The 14,283-nt window shown below is 75.5% G+C and carries 13 protein-coding genes; 3 read left to right on the plus strand and 10 right to left on the minus strand.

The window, feature by feature from the left end:
• Nucleotides 1–302: 302 nt before the first annotated feature.
• From J2S46_RS06835 to J2S46_RS06845, 3 genes are all read right to left on the minus strand, one after another.
• Nucleotides 303–890, minus strand: coding sequence for an NUDIX hydrolase (locus tag J2S46_RS06835; protein ID WP_229912849.1), 588 nt, complete (start codon nucleotides 888–890; stop codon nucleotides 303–305).
• Entirely contained in the window at nucleotides 891–1,214 is a 324-nt protein-coding gene (locus J2S46_RS06840) for a MazG-like family protein (RefSeq protein WP_191290899.1), read from the minus strand.
• Between the two features lie 115 nt (nucleotides 1,215–1,329).
• A complete protein-coding gene (locus J2S46_RS06845) occupies nucleotides 1,330–1,758 on the minus strand; it encodes a protein-tyrosine phosphatase family protein (RefSeq protein WP_191290898.1) in 429 nt (142 codons plus the stop codon).
• Nucleotides 1,759–1,986: 228 nt separating this feature from the next.
• On the opposite strand from J2S46_RS06845, the gene J2S46_RS06850 reads away from it, so the two are divergent.
• Together J2S46_RS06850 and J2S46_RS06855 are read left to right on the plus strand one after the other, a co-directional pair.
• Complete coding sequence (locus J2S46_RS06850; RefSeq protein ID WP_229912848.1) at nucleotides 1,987–4,236, plus strand: xanthine dehydrogenase family protein molybdopterin-binding subunit; 2,250 nt, start codon at nucleotides 1,987–1,989, stop codon at nucleotides 4,234–4,236.
• Between the two features lie 13 nt (nucleotides 4,237–4,249).
• Complete coding sequence (locus tag J2S46_RS06855; protein WP_191290897.1) at nucleotides 4,250–4,705, plus strand: (2Fe-2S)-binding protein; 456 nt, start codon at nucleotides 4,250–4,252, stop codon at nucleotides 4,703–4,705.
• 87 nt (nucleotides 4,706–4,792) lie between these two features.
• Here J2S46_RS06855 and J2S46_RS06860 read toward each other — a convergent pair whose 3' ends face one another.
• The 6 genes from J2S46_RS06860 to J2S46_RS06885 all read right to left on the minus strand — a co-directional run bounded on the left by J2S46_RS06860 (nucleotide 4,793) and on the right by J2S46_RS06885 (nucleotide 13,002).
• The gene (locus tag J2S46_RS06860) at nucleotides 4,793–5,392 is read right to left on the minus strand and encodes a TIGR03086 family metal-binding protein (RefSeq protein WP_191290896.1); all 600 of its coding nucleotides are present in this window, start codon (nucleotides 5,390–5,392) and stop codon (nucleotides 4,793–4,795) included.
• A 231-nt stretch (nucleotides 5,393–5,623) separates the two neighbouring features.
• Nucleotides 5,624–6,295 carry a hypothetical protein gene (locus tag J2S46_RS06865; RefSeq protein ID WP_191290895.1) on the minus strand — a complete coding sequence of 224 codons (672 nt, stop codon included), beginning with the start codon at nucleotides 6,293–6,295 and terminating at the stop codon, nucleotides 5,624–5,626.
• 169 nt (nucleotides 6,296–6,464) lie between these two features.
• On the minus strand, nucleotides 6,465–8,669 hold the full coding sequence (locus tag J2S46_RS06870) for an RICIN domain-containing protein (RefSeq protein ID WP_229912847.1): 2,205 nt from the start codon (nucleotides 8,667–8,669) through the stop codon (nucleotides 6,465–6,467).
• A gap of 200 nt (nucleotides 8,670–8,869) precedes the next feature.
• Nucleotides 8,870–10,564: a sigma-70 family RNA polymerase sigma factor gene (locus tag J2S46_RS06875; RefSeq protein ID WP_191290894.1), complete on the minus strand. Its 1,695-nt coding sequence runs from the start codon at nucleotides 10,562–10,564 to the stop codon at nucleotides 8,870–8,872.
• A gap of 314 nt (nucleotides 10,565–10,878) precedes the next feature.
• Nucleotides 10,879–11,619, minus strand: a complete 741-nt coding sequence (locus J2S46_RS06880; RefSeq protein ID WP_191290893.1) for a LysM peptidoglycan-binding domain-containing protein — start codon at nucleotides 11,617–11,619, stop codon at nucleotides 10,879–10,881.
• A 624-nt stretch (nucleotides 11,620–12,243) separates the two neighbouring features.
• Nucleotides 12,244–13,002 (minus strand): LysE family transporter, encoded by a 759-nt coding sequence (locus J2S46_RS06885; protein ID WP_191290892.1) that lies wholly within the window; start codon nucleotides 13,000–13,002, stop codon nucleotides 12,244–12,246.
• Between the two features lie 69 nt (nucleotides 13,003–13,071).
• Here J2S46_RS06885 and J2S46_RS06890 point away from each other — a divergent pair, with 69 nt between their 5' ends.
• On the plus strand, nucleotides 13,072–13,500 hold the full coding sequence (locus tag J2S46_RS06890) for an Lrp/AsnC family transcriptional regulator (protein WP_191290891.1): 429 nt from the start codon (nucleotides 13,072–13,074) through the stop codon (nucleotides 13,498–13,500).
• An 85-nt stretch (nucleotides 13,501–13,585) separates the two neighbouring features.
• Here J2S46_RS06890 and J2S46_RS06895 read toward each other — a convergent pair whose 3' ends face one another.
• Nucleotides 13,586–14,254 (minus strand): response regulator transcription factor, encoded by a 669-nt coding sequence (locus J2S46_RS06895; RefSeq protein WP_191290890.1) that lies wholly within the window; start codon nucleotides 14,252–14,254, stop codon nucleotides 13,586–13,588.
• Nucleotides 14,255–14,283: the final 29 nt, after the last annotated feature.

Consider the following 14,283-nt stretch of genomic DNA (forward strand, 5'->3'; position numbering starts at 1 on the left):
TGGTCACGGGCCGACCGGTCCAACCAGTCGCCTCCGCCCGCCGTCCCGGGCGGCATCGAGCAGGTCCGGCTGTTCGGCGAGGAGGGCGACCACCCCGCACTGCCGTGGCCGGGCTTCGACTACGATCCGGAACTCGTGGCCGGGCCCGGATGGTCGCGGCATCCGCGCTCGACGCCCAAAGGCTCAGGGCGGAATCCACCGAGGACATGCAACCCCACTTCCTGGTGAGCGACTTGACGCTCACTGCCGGGTGACAGTCACTGACACCCGGGCACCGGAGCCGCCGACTGCGGCAGGGCACGTCAACTGGGCGGCTCCGGCGCGGGATCGCCCGCGCTCCCCGGCGCCGGCCGAGCGGTACCGGATTGCTCCAGGCCGTCGTGGAGGTAGAGCACGCCCCCCGTACCCGGGGAGCGGCTGACGGCGGCGAACCAGGCCCGCTGCTCGGGCTGCAGATGCGGCTGCCAGTCGGCGGGGGTGCGCCAGGCGGCCCGGTCGTGCTCGGCGCTGAGGACGACCGCCGTGCCGGCGGGCAGGACACCGGCGTCGAAGCAGAAATCGATCACCGGCGGCCAGCCCCCGGCCGCGCCGCGGTGGTCGACCGCGAGCAGGCGCAGCGCCCGGGCGGGCACCAGCCCGGTCTCCTCGGCCAGTTCGCGCAGGGCGGTGCCGTCCGGGCGCTCGCCCGGGTCCGCGAGACCTCCCGGCGGCTGCCACCAGCGGGGATGCCCCGGATAGGGCTGGGCCTGGTGCAGCATCAGGACCCGGCCCCGCGGGTCGGCCAGCAGCAGGCTGGCCGAGACCACGTGCTTGGGCAGCCCGGCGGTGAACTCCTCGACGGGCAGCACCGGGTGCTGCCGCTCGCGGGTCGGCGGCGTGCCGGTGGCCACTCAGCCCCGCTCCGGCCTGAGGTCACGGGCGGCCAGCCGGCGCAGGTGTTCCTCGAAGAGCTGCCGCGGGTCGCCGCCCATCCGGGCCAGCAGCACCATCCCGGTGGTGATCACGTCGCAGGCCTCGGCGCGGACGTCGTCCCAGGAGTGCGAATACCCCTTGCGGGGGTTCTCCCCCAGGGCGCCGATGGCCGCCTCGGCGACCTCCCCGACCTCCTCCTGCAGCTTGACGATCTGGACCAGCCAGCGCTCCTGGCCCTGCCGGGTCGATCTCGAATCGAGTTGGGCGGCCAGCGAGTTGATGATGTCCCAGGTTTCGTCCACCCGGACGATGATGGCGCTGTTCGATGCGCTCCCTCAACCCGGGCGGTTCCGGGAGCGCCCGGGCCGAAGCACCCGTTTTCGATCACCCCCGGGCCGCCGTCCGGCGAAGCCTCGCTCAGCGGAAGCGCCGGACGTGGCGGCGCTGCCACGGGGTCTCCACGGCGTGCCGGGAGTAGTGCTCGCGCACGTAGCCGACCGCCTCGCGGGGCGGCACGCCGTCGAGCACCGCGAGGCAGGCCAGGGCGGTGCCGGTGCGGCCGCGGCCACCCGCGCAGGCGACCTCGACGCGTTCGTCCGGGGCACGCTCCCAGAGTTCGAGCAGGGCGGCGCGGGCCGCCTCCCGGTCGGCGGGCAGCCGGAAGTCCGGCCAGCGCACCCAGCGGGCCTCCCAGCCGACCGGGGGCGGCGGATGCCCCAGCAGGTACAGCGCGAACTCGGGTTCCGGCCCCGGTGGGACGGGCCTGCTCAACCCCCGGCCGCGGACCAGCCGCCCGGAGGGCAGCCGCAGGACACCGGCGGCCGGGGCGTCCCAGGTGGTGTTCACCCCACGAGCCTAGCCCGGAGGGCCGGTGCGGACGTGCCCGCGGTCCCGGCCGCCCGACGGGTGCGACCGACCGGTGCCCGCGAACGGCCGGTTCCGGCGGCCGGCCAGTGCGTGCCACCGGCCGGAGCGACGCCCCCGGCAAGGCGTCATGAGCATGTTGACCCGCCGGTAACACGTCCCTAAGCTCGTCGGCGTCCACGGACCGGCGCCGCCGGTCCCGGCCTCCGCGTGAAGGGCCCGGCGATCAGCACCTCCACCCCCGACCGTGCGTCCGTCGGGCGCCGCAGGTTCCTCACCTACCTGCTGGCCGCGCCCACCCTCACCGTCGCCGCCCGGCTCGCGGCGCCGACCGCCCCCGCCGTCGCCGCGACCGTCCCCGACGCGGAGCCCGTCCCCCCACCCGCCGCGGGCACCCTGCCCGGCCTGCCGGGGGTGCCCGACGTCGTCGACCTCGGCGACGCGCTGATCCTGGCCGGCCTGCCCACCGCCCACCTGCTGGTGCTGGAGGTGACCGCCGCCGGCCGGGTGGTGCTGCACCTGCCCCGGGCCGAGGTGGGCCAGGGCCTGACCACCGCCGTCGCGATGCTGGTCGCCGAGGAGCTGGACGCCGGGCTGGACGACGTCGACGTGCCGCTCTCCGACGCCCGGCCGGACCTGCTGTTCAACCAGCTGACGGGCGGTTCGAACTCGGTCCGCTCGCTGTACGACCCGGTCCGCGCGGTGGCCGCCGCCGCCCGGGCCCGGCTGGTCACCGCCGCGGCCGCGCGCTGGAACCTGCCCGCCGGGTCGCTGCGCACGGAGGGCTCCGCCGTCCTCGCCCCCGACGGGCGCCGCGCCGGCTTCGGCTCCCTCGCGGAGGCCGCAGCCGCGGTGACCGTCCCGGCGGTCCCGGCCACGCCCAAGACCGCCGAGCAGCACCGGCTGGTCGGCACGCCCACCGGGCGGATCGACGCCCGCGACATCGTCACCGGCCGGGCCCGGTACGCCGGCGACCTGGCCGTCCCGGGCGCGGTGCCGACCGTGGTGGCCCGACCGCCGACGATCAACGGCGGTGTGCAGGCCTTCGACGCCTCGGCCGCCCGCGGCATGCCCGGGGTGCTCGACGTGCTGCCGCTGCCCGGCGGCGGCGGGGTGGCGGTGCTGGCCGAGACCTTCGACCAGGCGCTGAAGGCCCGCGACGCGCTCCAGGTCTCCTGGCGGCCGGGCCCGCTGGCCGACCTCTCCGACGCGGGCATCCGCAGCCGGCTGCGCGCCGCCAACCCGCCGTTCCTCGTGCCGCCGCTGCTCACCCTGCACGTCGACGCCGAGTTCGACTTCGCCTTCGTCAGCCACGCCCCGATGGAGGTGCTGACCGCCGTCGCCGACGTCCGCCCGGACCGCGCCGAGCTGTGGTTCTCCTCGCAGTCGCCGATCGTCGCGCAGCAGACCGTCGCCGCCGCGCTCGGGCTGCCGCAGGACGCGGTCACCGTGCATGTCGTGCGCGGCGGCGGCTCCTTCGGACGGCGGCTGTTCTTCGACGCCGCGCTGGAGGCCGCGCAGATCTCCCAGGCCGCCCGGCGGCCCGTCAAGCTCATGTGGACCCGGAACGACGACATGCGGCACGGCCGGATGCGCCCGGCCGGCCACCACCGGATCCGCGCCACCCACGCGCTCGGCCAGGTGCTGACCTACGAGCACCGGGTGGCGACCGTGCGGACGGACTTCCGGCACGGCCTCGGCGAGGCGCTGACCGCCGCCGGGTTCGCCGTCCGGGCCGGCGGGCTGAGCCTGAGCCAGGGCTTCTTCCTGCTCACCGAGAAGAACCCGTACCGGCTCGGGGTCACGACCCAACTGCTCGCGGAGGTGCCGCTGGACGTGCCCACCGGCAGCTGGCGCTCGGTGTACTCGGGGACGGTCCGGGTCGCGGACGAGATCATGGTGGACGAGATCGCCCGCACCCTCGGGCAGGACCCGGTGGCCTTCCGCCGCGCCCGGCTGGGCAGCGCGAGCGCCCGGGCGGTGCTGGACACCGTGGCCGCCGAGGGCCGGTGGGGCCGGCCGATGCCGGCCGGGCACGCCCAGGGCGTCGGCTTCCACGAGGAGCACCGGTCCTGCGCGGCCTACCTGGTCGAGATCGACGCCACCGACCCGGCGCAACCGCGGGTCACCAGGGCGGTGATCGCCGCCGACGTCGGCCGGGCGGTCAACCCGCGCGGGCTGGAGGCCCAGCTGACCGGCGCGCTGATCGACGGCATCTCGGTGATCCTGCAGGCGGGCAACCACATCGACCGCGGCGCGGTGCGGGAGGGCAGCTACGCCGACTTCCGCTACGCCCGGCAGCGGCACAGCCCGCCGTCCGTGGAGGTGCACCTGATGCCGCCGAGCGGCCCGCCGGGGGGCGCGGGCGAGCTGGGCGTGCCGGCCGCCTCGGCCGCCGTCGCCAACGCGTACGCCCGGGCCACCGGCCGGAGCCCGCGTTCCTTCCCGATCAACTTCTGAGGGGCCCGAACCGATGCCCAGTCACACCTTCGTCCTCAACGGGCGGCCGGTCACCGTGGACGCCCCGGACGACATGCCGCTGCTCTGGGTGCTGCGCGACAAGCTCGGGGTCACCGGCCCCAAGTACGGCTGCGGGGTGGGTGTCTGCCGGGCCTGCACCAGCCACCTGGACGACGCGGAGTTCCAGCCCTGCACGGTGGCGGTGAAGGACTGCGCCGGGCGGCGGGTGACGACCATCGAGGGCCTCGCGGACGGCGAGGTGCTGCACCCGGTCCAGGAGGCCTGGCTGGAGTGCGACGTGGCGCAGTGCGGCTTCTGCCAGCCCGGCCAGATCATGACCGCCGTGGCGCTGCTGCGCCGCAATCCGGCGCCGACCGACGCCGACATCGACCAGATCCAGAACATCTGCCGGTGCGGCACCTACCCGCGCATCCGGGAGGCGATCAAGAAGGCCGCGGCGGCGGGCTGAGCCCGGTGGGCGGGCAGGTCCCGGCCCGGGTGCTCGGCGGTCGCGGGACGGTGGTCGGTCCGGAGGTCGCCGGGCGGTGGTCGCCGGTCAGGCGGTCGCCGGGCGGCGGCCGAACCAGGCGGCCAGTCGGTCGTACAGCGGCGCGTCCGGCCCGATCGGGACTTCGGGCCCGAAGGCGTGCCCGTCACTCTCCGCGCCGCGGAACTTCGGTTGCAGCGCGCCCCGGCCCCACTCCAGGGCGGCGGCGCCGACCGTCTCGTCAAGGTCGGTGGACCGACCGGTCGCGGTGGCCAGATCCCAGCTGTGGACGGCGAGTTCGGCGGTCTGCTGGTCCACCGGGAACCGGGCGGGCAGCTCGCCCATGCCCGGCACCTCCCGCACGCCGCTCAGGTCGCCGGCCCGGCGCCAGGCCGCGAGCAGCTCCTCGGCGCCGGCCTCGAAGGCATGCGCCCAGCCCTCAATGACACGCTCGGTGGGCGCCTTCCAGTCCGGGGTGCCGCCGTTCGCCCGGACGGTGAACTGCCGCAGGTCGGCCAGCAGATGGCTGACCAGGTCGGTCACGTCCCAGGACCGGCAGGGGGTCGGCAGCCCGCCCTGGGCGGGGTCGGTGGCGGCGACCACCGCGCCCGCCTGGTGCAGTGCGCGGGCGAGCAGTTCCACCGGATCGGTGGTGTCGGTGTCGGGCATGGTGACCTCCGGGGACGGTTCGGATACCGGCCCGGTCGATGCTGCCACCCCGGCGCCCACCGGTCGGGGAGCGACAGGCCCGAGCCGTCCGCGCAGGTCCGGCGCCGGGCGGCGGCGCGGGGTGCCCGGCGCGGGGTGCCGGGTGCGGGGTGCCGGGTGCGGGGTGCCGGGTGTTGGTGCGGGGCGTGGGTACGGGACGTCAGCGCCGGGCGGGCGAGGTCGGCCGCCCGGTCACCGGGCGGCGCGGCGGCGACGGGCGCGCAGCGCCAGCACGCCGGCCGTGCCGACCACCACGGCGGCGATCGCGGCGAAGGCCCGGCCGACCCCGGAGCCCCGCGCCGGGGACTCCGCCGCGGTGGTCACCGTGGCCGGGGAGGAGACGGACGCGGTCGCTGCGGCGGAGGCCGGCACGGTGGGGCCGGCCTGGGTGGCGGTGCCCTGGGAGGGGCCGGGCCGGACGGGCGTCGCCGCCCCGGGCGCCGGCGAGGCCGGGACGGGCGTCGCGGACGGTGCCGGGTCCTGGATCACGTCCACCGTCAGGTCCGCCTCGCCCCGGCCGAGGGCGGGGAACCCGGACTCCACGGTGACCTTCCACCGGCCGACCGGCAGCGGTTCGCGGGTGCTGAAGGTCGAGGGGCTCCCCTGCAACGGCACCAACCGCCAGGGGCCCACCGAGCGGCCGTCGTCCGAGACCGCGCTGAGGGTGGCGGCGACCTCCTCGTCCACCGGTTCGCCGTCGTTCTCCCAGCTGGCGACCGCGCGGGGGTGCCCGTCGGGCGCGCCCGCGATCCGGAAGCGGATGGTGTCGCCGTGGGCGTTCGCCGTCCCGGCCGGGCCGAGGGCCGCGAGGACGGCCAGCAGGAATACCGCCAGCAGGCCGGTGGAGCGCTTGGGGGTCAGCACGGTGACTCCTCGTGGGTTTCGGGGCGATGGCAGGGCCCGCCGGGGGCCGGGCCCTGCCGGATCGGAGAACGGCCGTACGGGGGATGGGCTCCCCCGTACGGCCGGCGACCCGTCGACCAGGGGGCCTGGCCGACGGGTCCGGGACGGTCCCGGATGGGACCGGGTCGGCCTAGGAGGCCTGCTGGACGGTCCAGTTCTGGTAACCCTGGGCGTCGGGCTGCTGCAGTTCGAGCAGGCGGCCGCCGTAGTACCAGCGGCTGCTGACGCCGAGGGCGAGCGGGCCGCCGTCCGCCGTGAGGGTCCAGCCGCTGCCGGCCGCGGTCAGCTTCCAGCGCTGGGAGGTGGCCGAGGTGTTGCAGGGCTGCTGCATCACGTACTGGCCGGGCACCAGGCGGCCGCCGACCTGGAGGCACTTGCCGGAGACCGCGGACTTGATCCGCAGGAACCCGTCGCCGGCGTCGTCGAAGAGCCAGCGCTGGTTGGCGTAGCCGGTGCGCTGGTAACCGATCAGCACGGCACCGTCGTTGGTGGAGCTCCCCCACATGTCGGCCGACTGGCCGGTGAGGCTGTTGAGCAGCAGGTACGACTTGCCGGGCACGGTCGGACCGGTGCTGCCGCCGCCCGCCGACGGGGTGCGGAAGGCCGCCGGGCGGCCGGGCTTGGTGGTGGCGCCGCGCTGGTCACGGACGGCGACGGCGAAGGAGTAGGCGGTGTCGGGGCGCAGCTGGACGACCCGGACGACGGTCGACCGGACGGTGGCCAGCGCCTTGCCGTTCAGCTGGATCTCGTAGCCGGCGGCGGAGGCCACGGCCGGCCAGCTGAGGACGGCCGAGTTCTGGGTGATCTGGCTCGCGGTCATGTCCGGGCCGTTGGTCGGCGCGGGCGTGCCGGTCGGGCTGGGCGTGGAGGTCGGGTTGGGCTTGGTCGGCGAGGCGCTCGGGCTCGGCTTGGCGCTGGTGCTCGGGCTGGGCGAGGCGCTGGTGGACGGGCCGGTGGTCGGGGTGGGCGAGGGGCTGGCAGTGGGGTCGGGCTTGGTGCCGCCGCCGGCTATCAGGAACTGGTTGTTGGCGATGTTCCAGTGCGTGGTCAGGTAACTACCGGGCTGCGGGGCGGTGTTGTAGTAGTCGTCGTGGTTGCAGTCCAGCCGCTCGTCGTGACCGCGGTCGGGGCAGATGGTCTGCATCTTCGGGTAGTACGGCGCGTCCGAGTAGCACATGATGTCCCACTCGTCGACGCAGTGGCCGGCCTTGCTGGTGTGCGGGGCGCTGTTGTTCACCGCGCCGAGGTTGTGGCCGAGTTCGTGCGCGGCGGTCGAGCCGCCCCAGCAGCCGGAGTCCGTCCGGCCGTACGAGGGGCCGAAGTTGCTGCGGTTGTCCTGGCCCGGGCGCTCGTCACCGTTGAAGGTGCCGATGCCGCAGTAGACCTGGGCGTCCGCGAAGATCATGTACTTGCGGTCGCGGCGGTTGTAACCCTGCGACGCCAGGGCGTCGTTGGCCGAGCCGAACTCGTGCAGGGCGGCCGCCGAGATCTCGACGTTGAGCACCGACACGGTGCAGTCGGCGCCGGTCACGTACCGGACGTGGCGCACGCCGCCGGTCTCGCCGGCGCTGGCGTTGTAGATCGCGTCGGTGTCCGCGGCCCACTTCTTGAAGGAGGGCAGGTACTGGGCGAAGCGGTCCTGGCCGGGGGCGTGCAGGTACAGCACCTGCACCCGGTTGCCGCTGGTGCCGTCACCGTCGCAGACCACCGCGGCGTCGCCGGAGGCGGCGGCGGTACCGGCGGGGGCTCCCGCGACGGCGTCCGGGGCGGCCGCGGCGGCCGCCTGGCCGGCCGGGGCCGCACCGATCACGGCGCCGGTCTGCGCGTCGATGACGGGGGGCTGACCGGCCAGCAGGTCCGAGGCGGACGGCGGCTTGGCGTCGCCCTCCCCCGGCACGGCGGGCGCCGGGGTGGTCGCGGCCACCGCGGGCTCGGTGTTCTTGTGGATGTCCACGCCGGCGGGCGGGGCGTCGGGCCCGTGCGTGCAGAGCGCCGCGTCGGAGACCCGGTAGACGCCGACGCAGGGGTCCTCCTTGGGCGCCGGGGTGAGACCCGTGTAGACCAGGCCGCGGGCCGGGTCGTCCTTGGGTATCTCCTTGATCGGCGTGGGCGGCTCCTTGTGCTCCGGCTTCGCCGCCGGGGAGGCGGTGCCGCCGGCGGCCTCGCCCACGACGCCGTCCTGGGCGGGCTGTTCGGCCGCGGCGACCGCGGAACGCTGGCCGTCCGTCACGGTGTTGACGCCGATCACGCTGGCGGCCACCGCGGCGGCCAGTGCCGCCGCCGTGACCAGCAGGGTGCGGGGACTGCGTTTCGGAAGGGCGCGCCTTCGTGCCATCTCGATCGTCCTGTCTGCTTGTGCGGGGTCGTCCCAGGGCATGCCTGAGGAGGGATTCGCCAGTAAGGGGTCTGGCGTGGGGAAGCGGCCGTGGGGGCCGGAAAGTCGAGGGTGCGGTCGGGGGTCGATGGTTCAGGTGGTCGTTCGGGTGGTCAAGAGGGTTCAGGTGGTCAAGGGGTCCGGTGGGGAGGGCCCTCGGGTCAGCGGGCCGCTCCGAAGTCCTGGGTCCACCACGGCCCGCCGGGGCCGAAGCGGGCGCCTACGCCGATGTCCTTGAACGCGCAGTTCAGGATGTGCGCCCGGTGGTCGGGGGTGTTCATCAACTCGCCCACCACCACGGCCGCGTCGTCCCGGCCGAAGCCGATGTTCTCCGCGTACGTGGTCCAGTGGTAGCCGGCGGCGGTGATCCGCTGGGGCGCGGTGACGCCGTCGGGGTCGGTGTGGCCGAAGTATCCGCGCGCCGCCATGTCGTCCGAGTGGCGCTGCGCGGCCTCGCTCAGCCGCGGGTCCACCCGGAGCGGGGCGCAACCCTGCTTCGTCCGCTCGCTGTTGAGCAGGTCGACGAGCTGCCGCTCGAACGGGTCGAGCGCCACGGCCGGCACCACCGAGGGCACCGCGACCGGCGCGGGCGGCGGCACGGTGGCCGACGGGCGCACGGGCCTGGGACTGGGCGAGGGGCTCGGCGGCGCCGCCGGGGGAAAGGCGGCGGGGGTCGGCTCCGGGGCCGTCACCGTCACCGACGGCTCGGGCAACGGCGCTGCGGGGGAAGGCGGTTCGGACGCGGCCGGCGGAGCGGCGGGCTCTGCGGCGGGGGCGACCACCGCCCGGACGTCGGCCGGCCGCGGACCCTCGGGAACCACGTAGGCGAGGCAGGCGACGGCGGCCACCGCCGCGATGCTGCCGAGCACGGCCGGCGAGCCGGGTCCCTGCCGGAACGGGCGGCGGACGAGCTGCTGCAACGTCGTCCCGCCGGGGCCCGGCGCCGGAGCGGGCGCGGGCGGTACGGGGGCCGGAGGGACGGAAGCCGGCGGCGCGACGGGGCCCGCAGCCCCGGGTGCGGCGGGTGCGGCGGGTGCGGCTGCGGCGGCGCCGGAGCCGGCCGGCCCGAAGGCCGTGGGCAGCAGGCCGCCCAGGTGCTCGGGCACCGGGACGAAGGCCAGGCCGGCCAGCAGCCCCTCGGCGGGGACCAGGCCGTTGCGATGACCGCCGCAGGCCACGCAGTCGCGGGCATGACGGGCTATCCGTTTGCGCCAGAGCGAGCCCGGGGCGCCGTCCCAGGCCGCCATGAGCGAGTCGAGTTCCTCGCAGCGCGGCAGCGCCGAGAGCGCCCGGACCACGACCCGGGCCACCTCCAGCTGGGTCTTCATCCGCTGCACCCGAACCGTCACGTGCTGCTGGGACTGGCCCAGGGCGACGGCCACGTCCGCCCGGGTCAGTTCGCCGGCCGCCTCCAGCCACCAGAGGGCCAGCAGTTCACGGTCGGTCTGGTCCAGCCAGCGGGTCGCCTCGGTGACCTCCCGGCGCTGGCCCGACAGGCCGAGCCGGACGATGGTCAGTCCGACGAAGTCGGCGCCGGGGTCGGCGACCTCCTGGGCCTCGTGCAGGCCGTCGCAGAGCGCCTCGGAACTGTGCGCACGCTGGCGGCGGCGGACTTCGTTCATCGCGATGGCCACCAGCCAGGAGCGGAAGCAGGTCGCGTCGCGCAGGCCGCCCAGCCCGTCGACGACCCGCAGCATGGTCTCCTGCACGACGTCGTCGACATCGGCGTGCCCGCTGAGGGCCCGGCCGACGATGTTGTAGACCAGCGGCAGGTACTCCGCGATCAGTTCGCCCTGCGCCCGCTCGTCCCCGGCCTGCGCCGCCGCGACCGTGGCGGCCCCGTTTGCACTGTTCACCTGCGTCCGCTCTCCCCGTGGACCTGCCCGTACATGCCCTGACACCTAGGAGACCTGCGGCGCCCGACCGGATAACAGAAATCCGGAACGAGTTCTTCGGGAGTTCGGAACGGGCTTCCACGGCAGCGGCCGGACGGGCCCGGGAGGGGTCCGGCGAGGGCCGGAAGGGGGCCGGCGTGGGAGCCGGGGGCGGGGCGGCGTGGGAGCCGGGAGCGGGACGGCGGACCGTCATGGACCGGCCGGTGACCGACCGCCCGAACGCGGACAGCCGCCCCCTCCGAGGAGGGGGCGGCTGCCGGTGATGCGGGACGGGATCAGACGGTGATGGTCTGGCCCGGGTAGATCAGGTCGGCGTTGGCGCCGATGACCTGGACGTTCTTGGCGTGCAGGCTCGACACCGAGGTGCCGAACTTGGCGGCGATCGCGCCCAGGGTGTCACCGCTCTTGACGGTGTAGCTGCCCTTGGCGGTGTTGTGCTGGCCGGCCTGCTTCCACGACTTCACGGCGTCGGTGGAGGTCGGCTTGTTCTCGGACTTCGGCGTCTGGGCGGCGGCCGCGTCCGAGGAGGTGGCCGGCTTGGTGTCCTTCTTGGCCGGGGCGGCGGGCGCCTCGGCGGCGGGCTTGGCGGCCGCGTCCGAGGTGTCCACGGCGGCGGCCGCGCCACCGGCGGTCAGGCCGGCCTTGACGGAGCAGACCGGCCAGGCGCCGGGGCCCTGCGAGGCGAGCACCTTCTCGGCGATGGCGATCTGCTGCGCCTTGGTGGCTTGGTTGGCCTGCGGCGCGAACGCGGTACCGCCGAAGGCGGCCCAGGTGGAGGAGGTGAACTGCAGGCCGCCGTAGAAGCCGTTGCCGGAGTTGATGCTCCAGTTGCCGGTGCTCTCGCACTGGGCGACCTTGTCCCAGGTCGACACCGAGGCGGCGGAAGCCGAGTTGGCCGTGACGAGGCCTGCCACCGGCAGGGTCACGACGGCCCCGCCGATCAGGGCCATCCGCATGCGGTTGCGCTTGGTGGCGGTCTTGGTGGTGGCAGCGGCGGTCTCGTTACGGAAGCTCATGTAGATCCTCTCGACAGTCCCGGGCAGGCATGCGGAACCAGACCCCGGAAGGGCCTGTCTCACTCACCTCACTCGAAGAGCGGCCGGACACGCACAGGAGCGCGCCGCGCCGCCCCGGCAACCCTCCGCACGCCTGCGACCTGATGCGAGCGGTCGCTCCGGCGGGCACGTCCCGCACCGGATGATCCGGCGGGCCGTGCGGTGGGGGTGAACCCGGGTGGTGCTCGTTGCACCGACGACAACGAACCTACGGTTCCGTGAGGCTTGGTTCAACCATTGACAGGTTCTCCCAGGTCAGTCCACTGTTACCGGCGGTATTGATCAAGGAATCGCGCCCCGAATGCCCAGTTTTATCCGTATTTGCATGATCAAAGCGGACATTTCGGTGCCCGTCCTCACGCCTGAGGCCCTGTGAGCCCGCCCACACGGACGACGCGGAGACAGACCCGGCACACGTTCCGTGACAATTCGCCCCCTCCGGACACCGCCCCGCCCGCTCCCGGGTGGCGCCCGCCACACCGTGCCGTCCGTCCGACGCTCCCTCAACCCCCGGAAGCCTCAGGAGCACCCGGCCGCCGAGCCCACCGCAGCGCGTTGCGGCATCCCCGACCTGGCGCCCCCGGCTCAGGCGGGCAGGGCCAGCCGCACCGCGTAGTAGGCCACCAGCCCGTACCCGGCCCCGTAGGTCAGTGTCCGCGCCACCGGACCGGTGAGCCGGGCGCCGGCCAGCGCCCCCAGCCCGGCGAGCACCTGCTGCCAGGCGAGCGAGGCCACGAACACCCCGCCCGCGAAGGCCGCGCCCGCCAGGGCACCGGGAGTCGCCCCACCCCCGCCCGGACCGCCCGCGCCGCCGGCCGAGACCAGCGCGACGAAGTAGAGCGCCGTCGCCGGGTTGACCAAGGTCAGCAACAGGAAGCGGACGAAGGCCCGGCCCGCGCCCCCGGCCCGGGGCCCGCCGTCGTCGGCGCCCGTGACTCCCCCGGCGCCCTCCTCGGCCGACGCGCCCGGGCGTGCGCGCGGGCTTTGGCAAGGCCGTTCGCGCGGGCGTTCGTGCGGCCGTTCGCGCGGGCGCAGCAGCGCGAGCAGCCCACGGACCGCGATCGCGCCCAGCAGGGCGGCCGAGGCGGTCCTGGTCCACACCTCCCACCCGGCGAGGAGCGCCGAGACCCGGGTGCCGACGCTCACCGCAAGCGCCGCGTACAGCAGGTCGGCCAGCGCGACCGCGGCCGCCGCGCCGGCGGCGGCGCGCCACCCCCGCCGTCCCTCCTCCAGCAGCAGGACGCCGACGGCGCCGAGCGGCAGGGCCACCCCGAGGCCCGCCGCGCCCCCCGCGAGCAGCGGCCGTACCAGGGAGGTGTCCATCAGGACGAGGGATTCGGTCATCGGGCCACCGTCACAGACCGGCGGCGGCTTCCCCGGCCGGATGCGCCCCGGGGCCGCGATAATCGCGGTATGGACGAACTGGACAGCGATATTCTCGGCCTGCTGCGGACGGACGCGCGGATCTCCTACCGCGATCTGGGGGCCCGGGTCGGCCTGAGTTCGAACGCCGCGGCGGAGCGGGTGCGACGGCTGGTCCGGACGGGCGTGATCCGCGGCTTCACCACCCTGGTGGACCCGGCCGCCGACAGCCGCCCCGGCCTGACCGTCTTCATCGACGTGACCCTGCGGCCGGAGACGGACAGCGACGCCTTCGAGACGACGGTGCTGCGGCTGCCGGGTGTCACCGAGGCGGTGCACGTCACCGGTGCCCACGACTACCTGCTCCGGGCCCGGGCCGCCGACGCGGCGGCGCTCGACCGTCTGCTGCGGCGGCTGAAGCACGAGGCGGGGGTGGCCCACTCCAGCACCCGGCTGGCCCTGCGGATCGCCTCCCGCTGAGCGGGGGCGCTCGACGGCGGGCCGCCCGGGGGCCGGCCACCGGGCCGGGAGGGACCCATCGGTCCGGGCCCGGCCCGGCGCCCGGTCAGCCGGTGCTGTCGAGCCCCGCGTCCCGGGCCAGCAGCGCCGCCTGGACGCGGTTGTCGCAGCCCAGCTTGGCGAGGATCCGGCTGACGTACGTCTTCACGGTCGCCTCGCTCATGTGGATCCGGGCGCCGGCGTCCGCGTTGGACAGCCCCTCCCCCAGCAGGGCCAGCACCTCGCGCTCGCGCGGGGTGAGCGCCTCCAGCCGTCGGCGGGCGGCCTCGGCGCGGGCCGCCGCGGGCCCGGCCGGGCCGGCGGCCAGGCTGTCCACGATGAACCGGGTGGCCACCGGCGAGAGGAAGGCGTTGCCGCCGGCCGCCGCCCGGACGGCCTGGATCAGCTCGGCCGGCGCGGTGTCCTTGAGGAGGAACCCGGCGCCGCCGGCCGCCACCGCGCGCAGCACGTTGTCGCGCTCGCCGAAGGTGGTCAGGACCAGCGCCCGTGCGTCCGGCGCGGCGCGGGGCAGCTCGGCCAGCGCGGTGAGGCCGTCCATCACCGGCATCTGGATGTCCAGCAGCACCACGTCGACACCGTGGGCGCGGGCCAGCTCCAGCGCCTCGCGTCCGTCGGCCGCCTCGGCGACCACGTCGATGTCGTCGGCCGAGGAGAGGATCATCCTGATCCCGGCGCGGATGAGTGGCTCGTCGTCGGCGACGAGGACTCGGATCACTGCTGGTCCTCCTGGACGGGCAGGGGTCG

The organism is Kitasatospora herbaricolor (assembly GCF_030813695.1).
GTDB lineage: Bacteria > Actinomycetota > Actinomycetes > Streptomycetales > Streptomycetaceae > Kitasatospora > Kitasatospora herbaricolor.

Excerpts from the sequence above, each read along its gene's own strand:
- J2S46_RS06855 (WP_191290897.1), top strand. The coding sequence starts at position 4,250 with ATGCCCAGTCACACCTTCGTCCTCAACGGGCGGCCGGTCACCGTGGAC.
- J2S46_RS06860 (WP_191290896.1), bottom strand. The coding sequence starts at position 5,392 with ATGCCCGACACCGACACCACCGATCCGGTGGAACTGCTCGCCCGCGCA.
- J2S46_RS06870 (WP_229912847.1), bottom strand. The coding sequence starts at position 8,669 with ATGGCACGAAGGCGCGCCCTTCCGAAACGCAGTCCCCGCACCCTGCTG.
- J2S46_RS06880 (WP_191290893.1), bottom strand. The coding sequence starts at position 11,619 with ATGAGCTTCCGTAACGAGACCGCCGCTGCCACCACCAAGACCGCCACC.
- J2S46_RS06885 (WP_191290892.1), bottom strand. The coding sequence starts at position 13,002 with ATGACCGAATCCCTCGTCCTGATGGACACCTCCCTGGTACGGCCGCTG.
- J2S46_RS06890 (WP_191290891.1), top strand. The coding sequence starts at position 13,072 with ATGGACGAACTGGACAGCGATATTCTCGGCCTGCTGCGGACGGACGCG.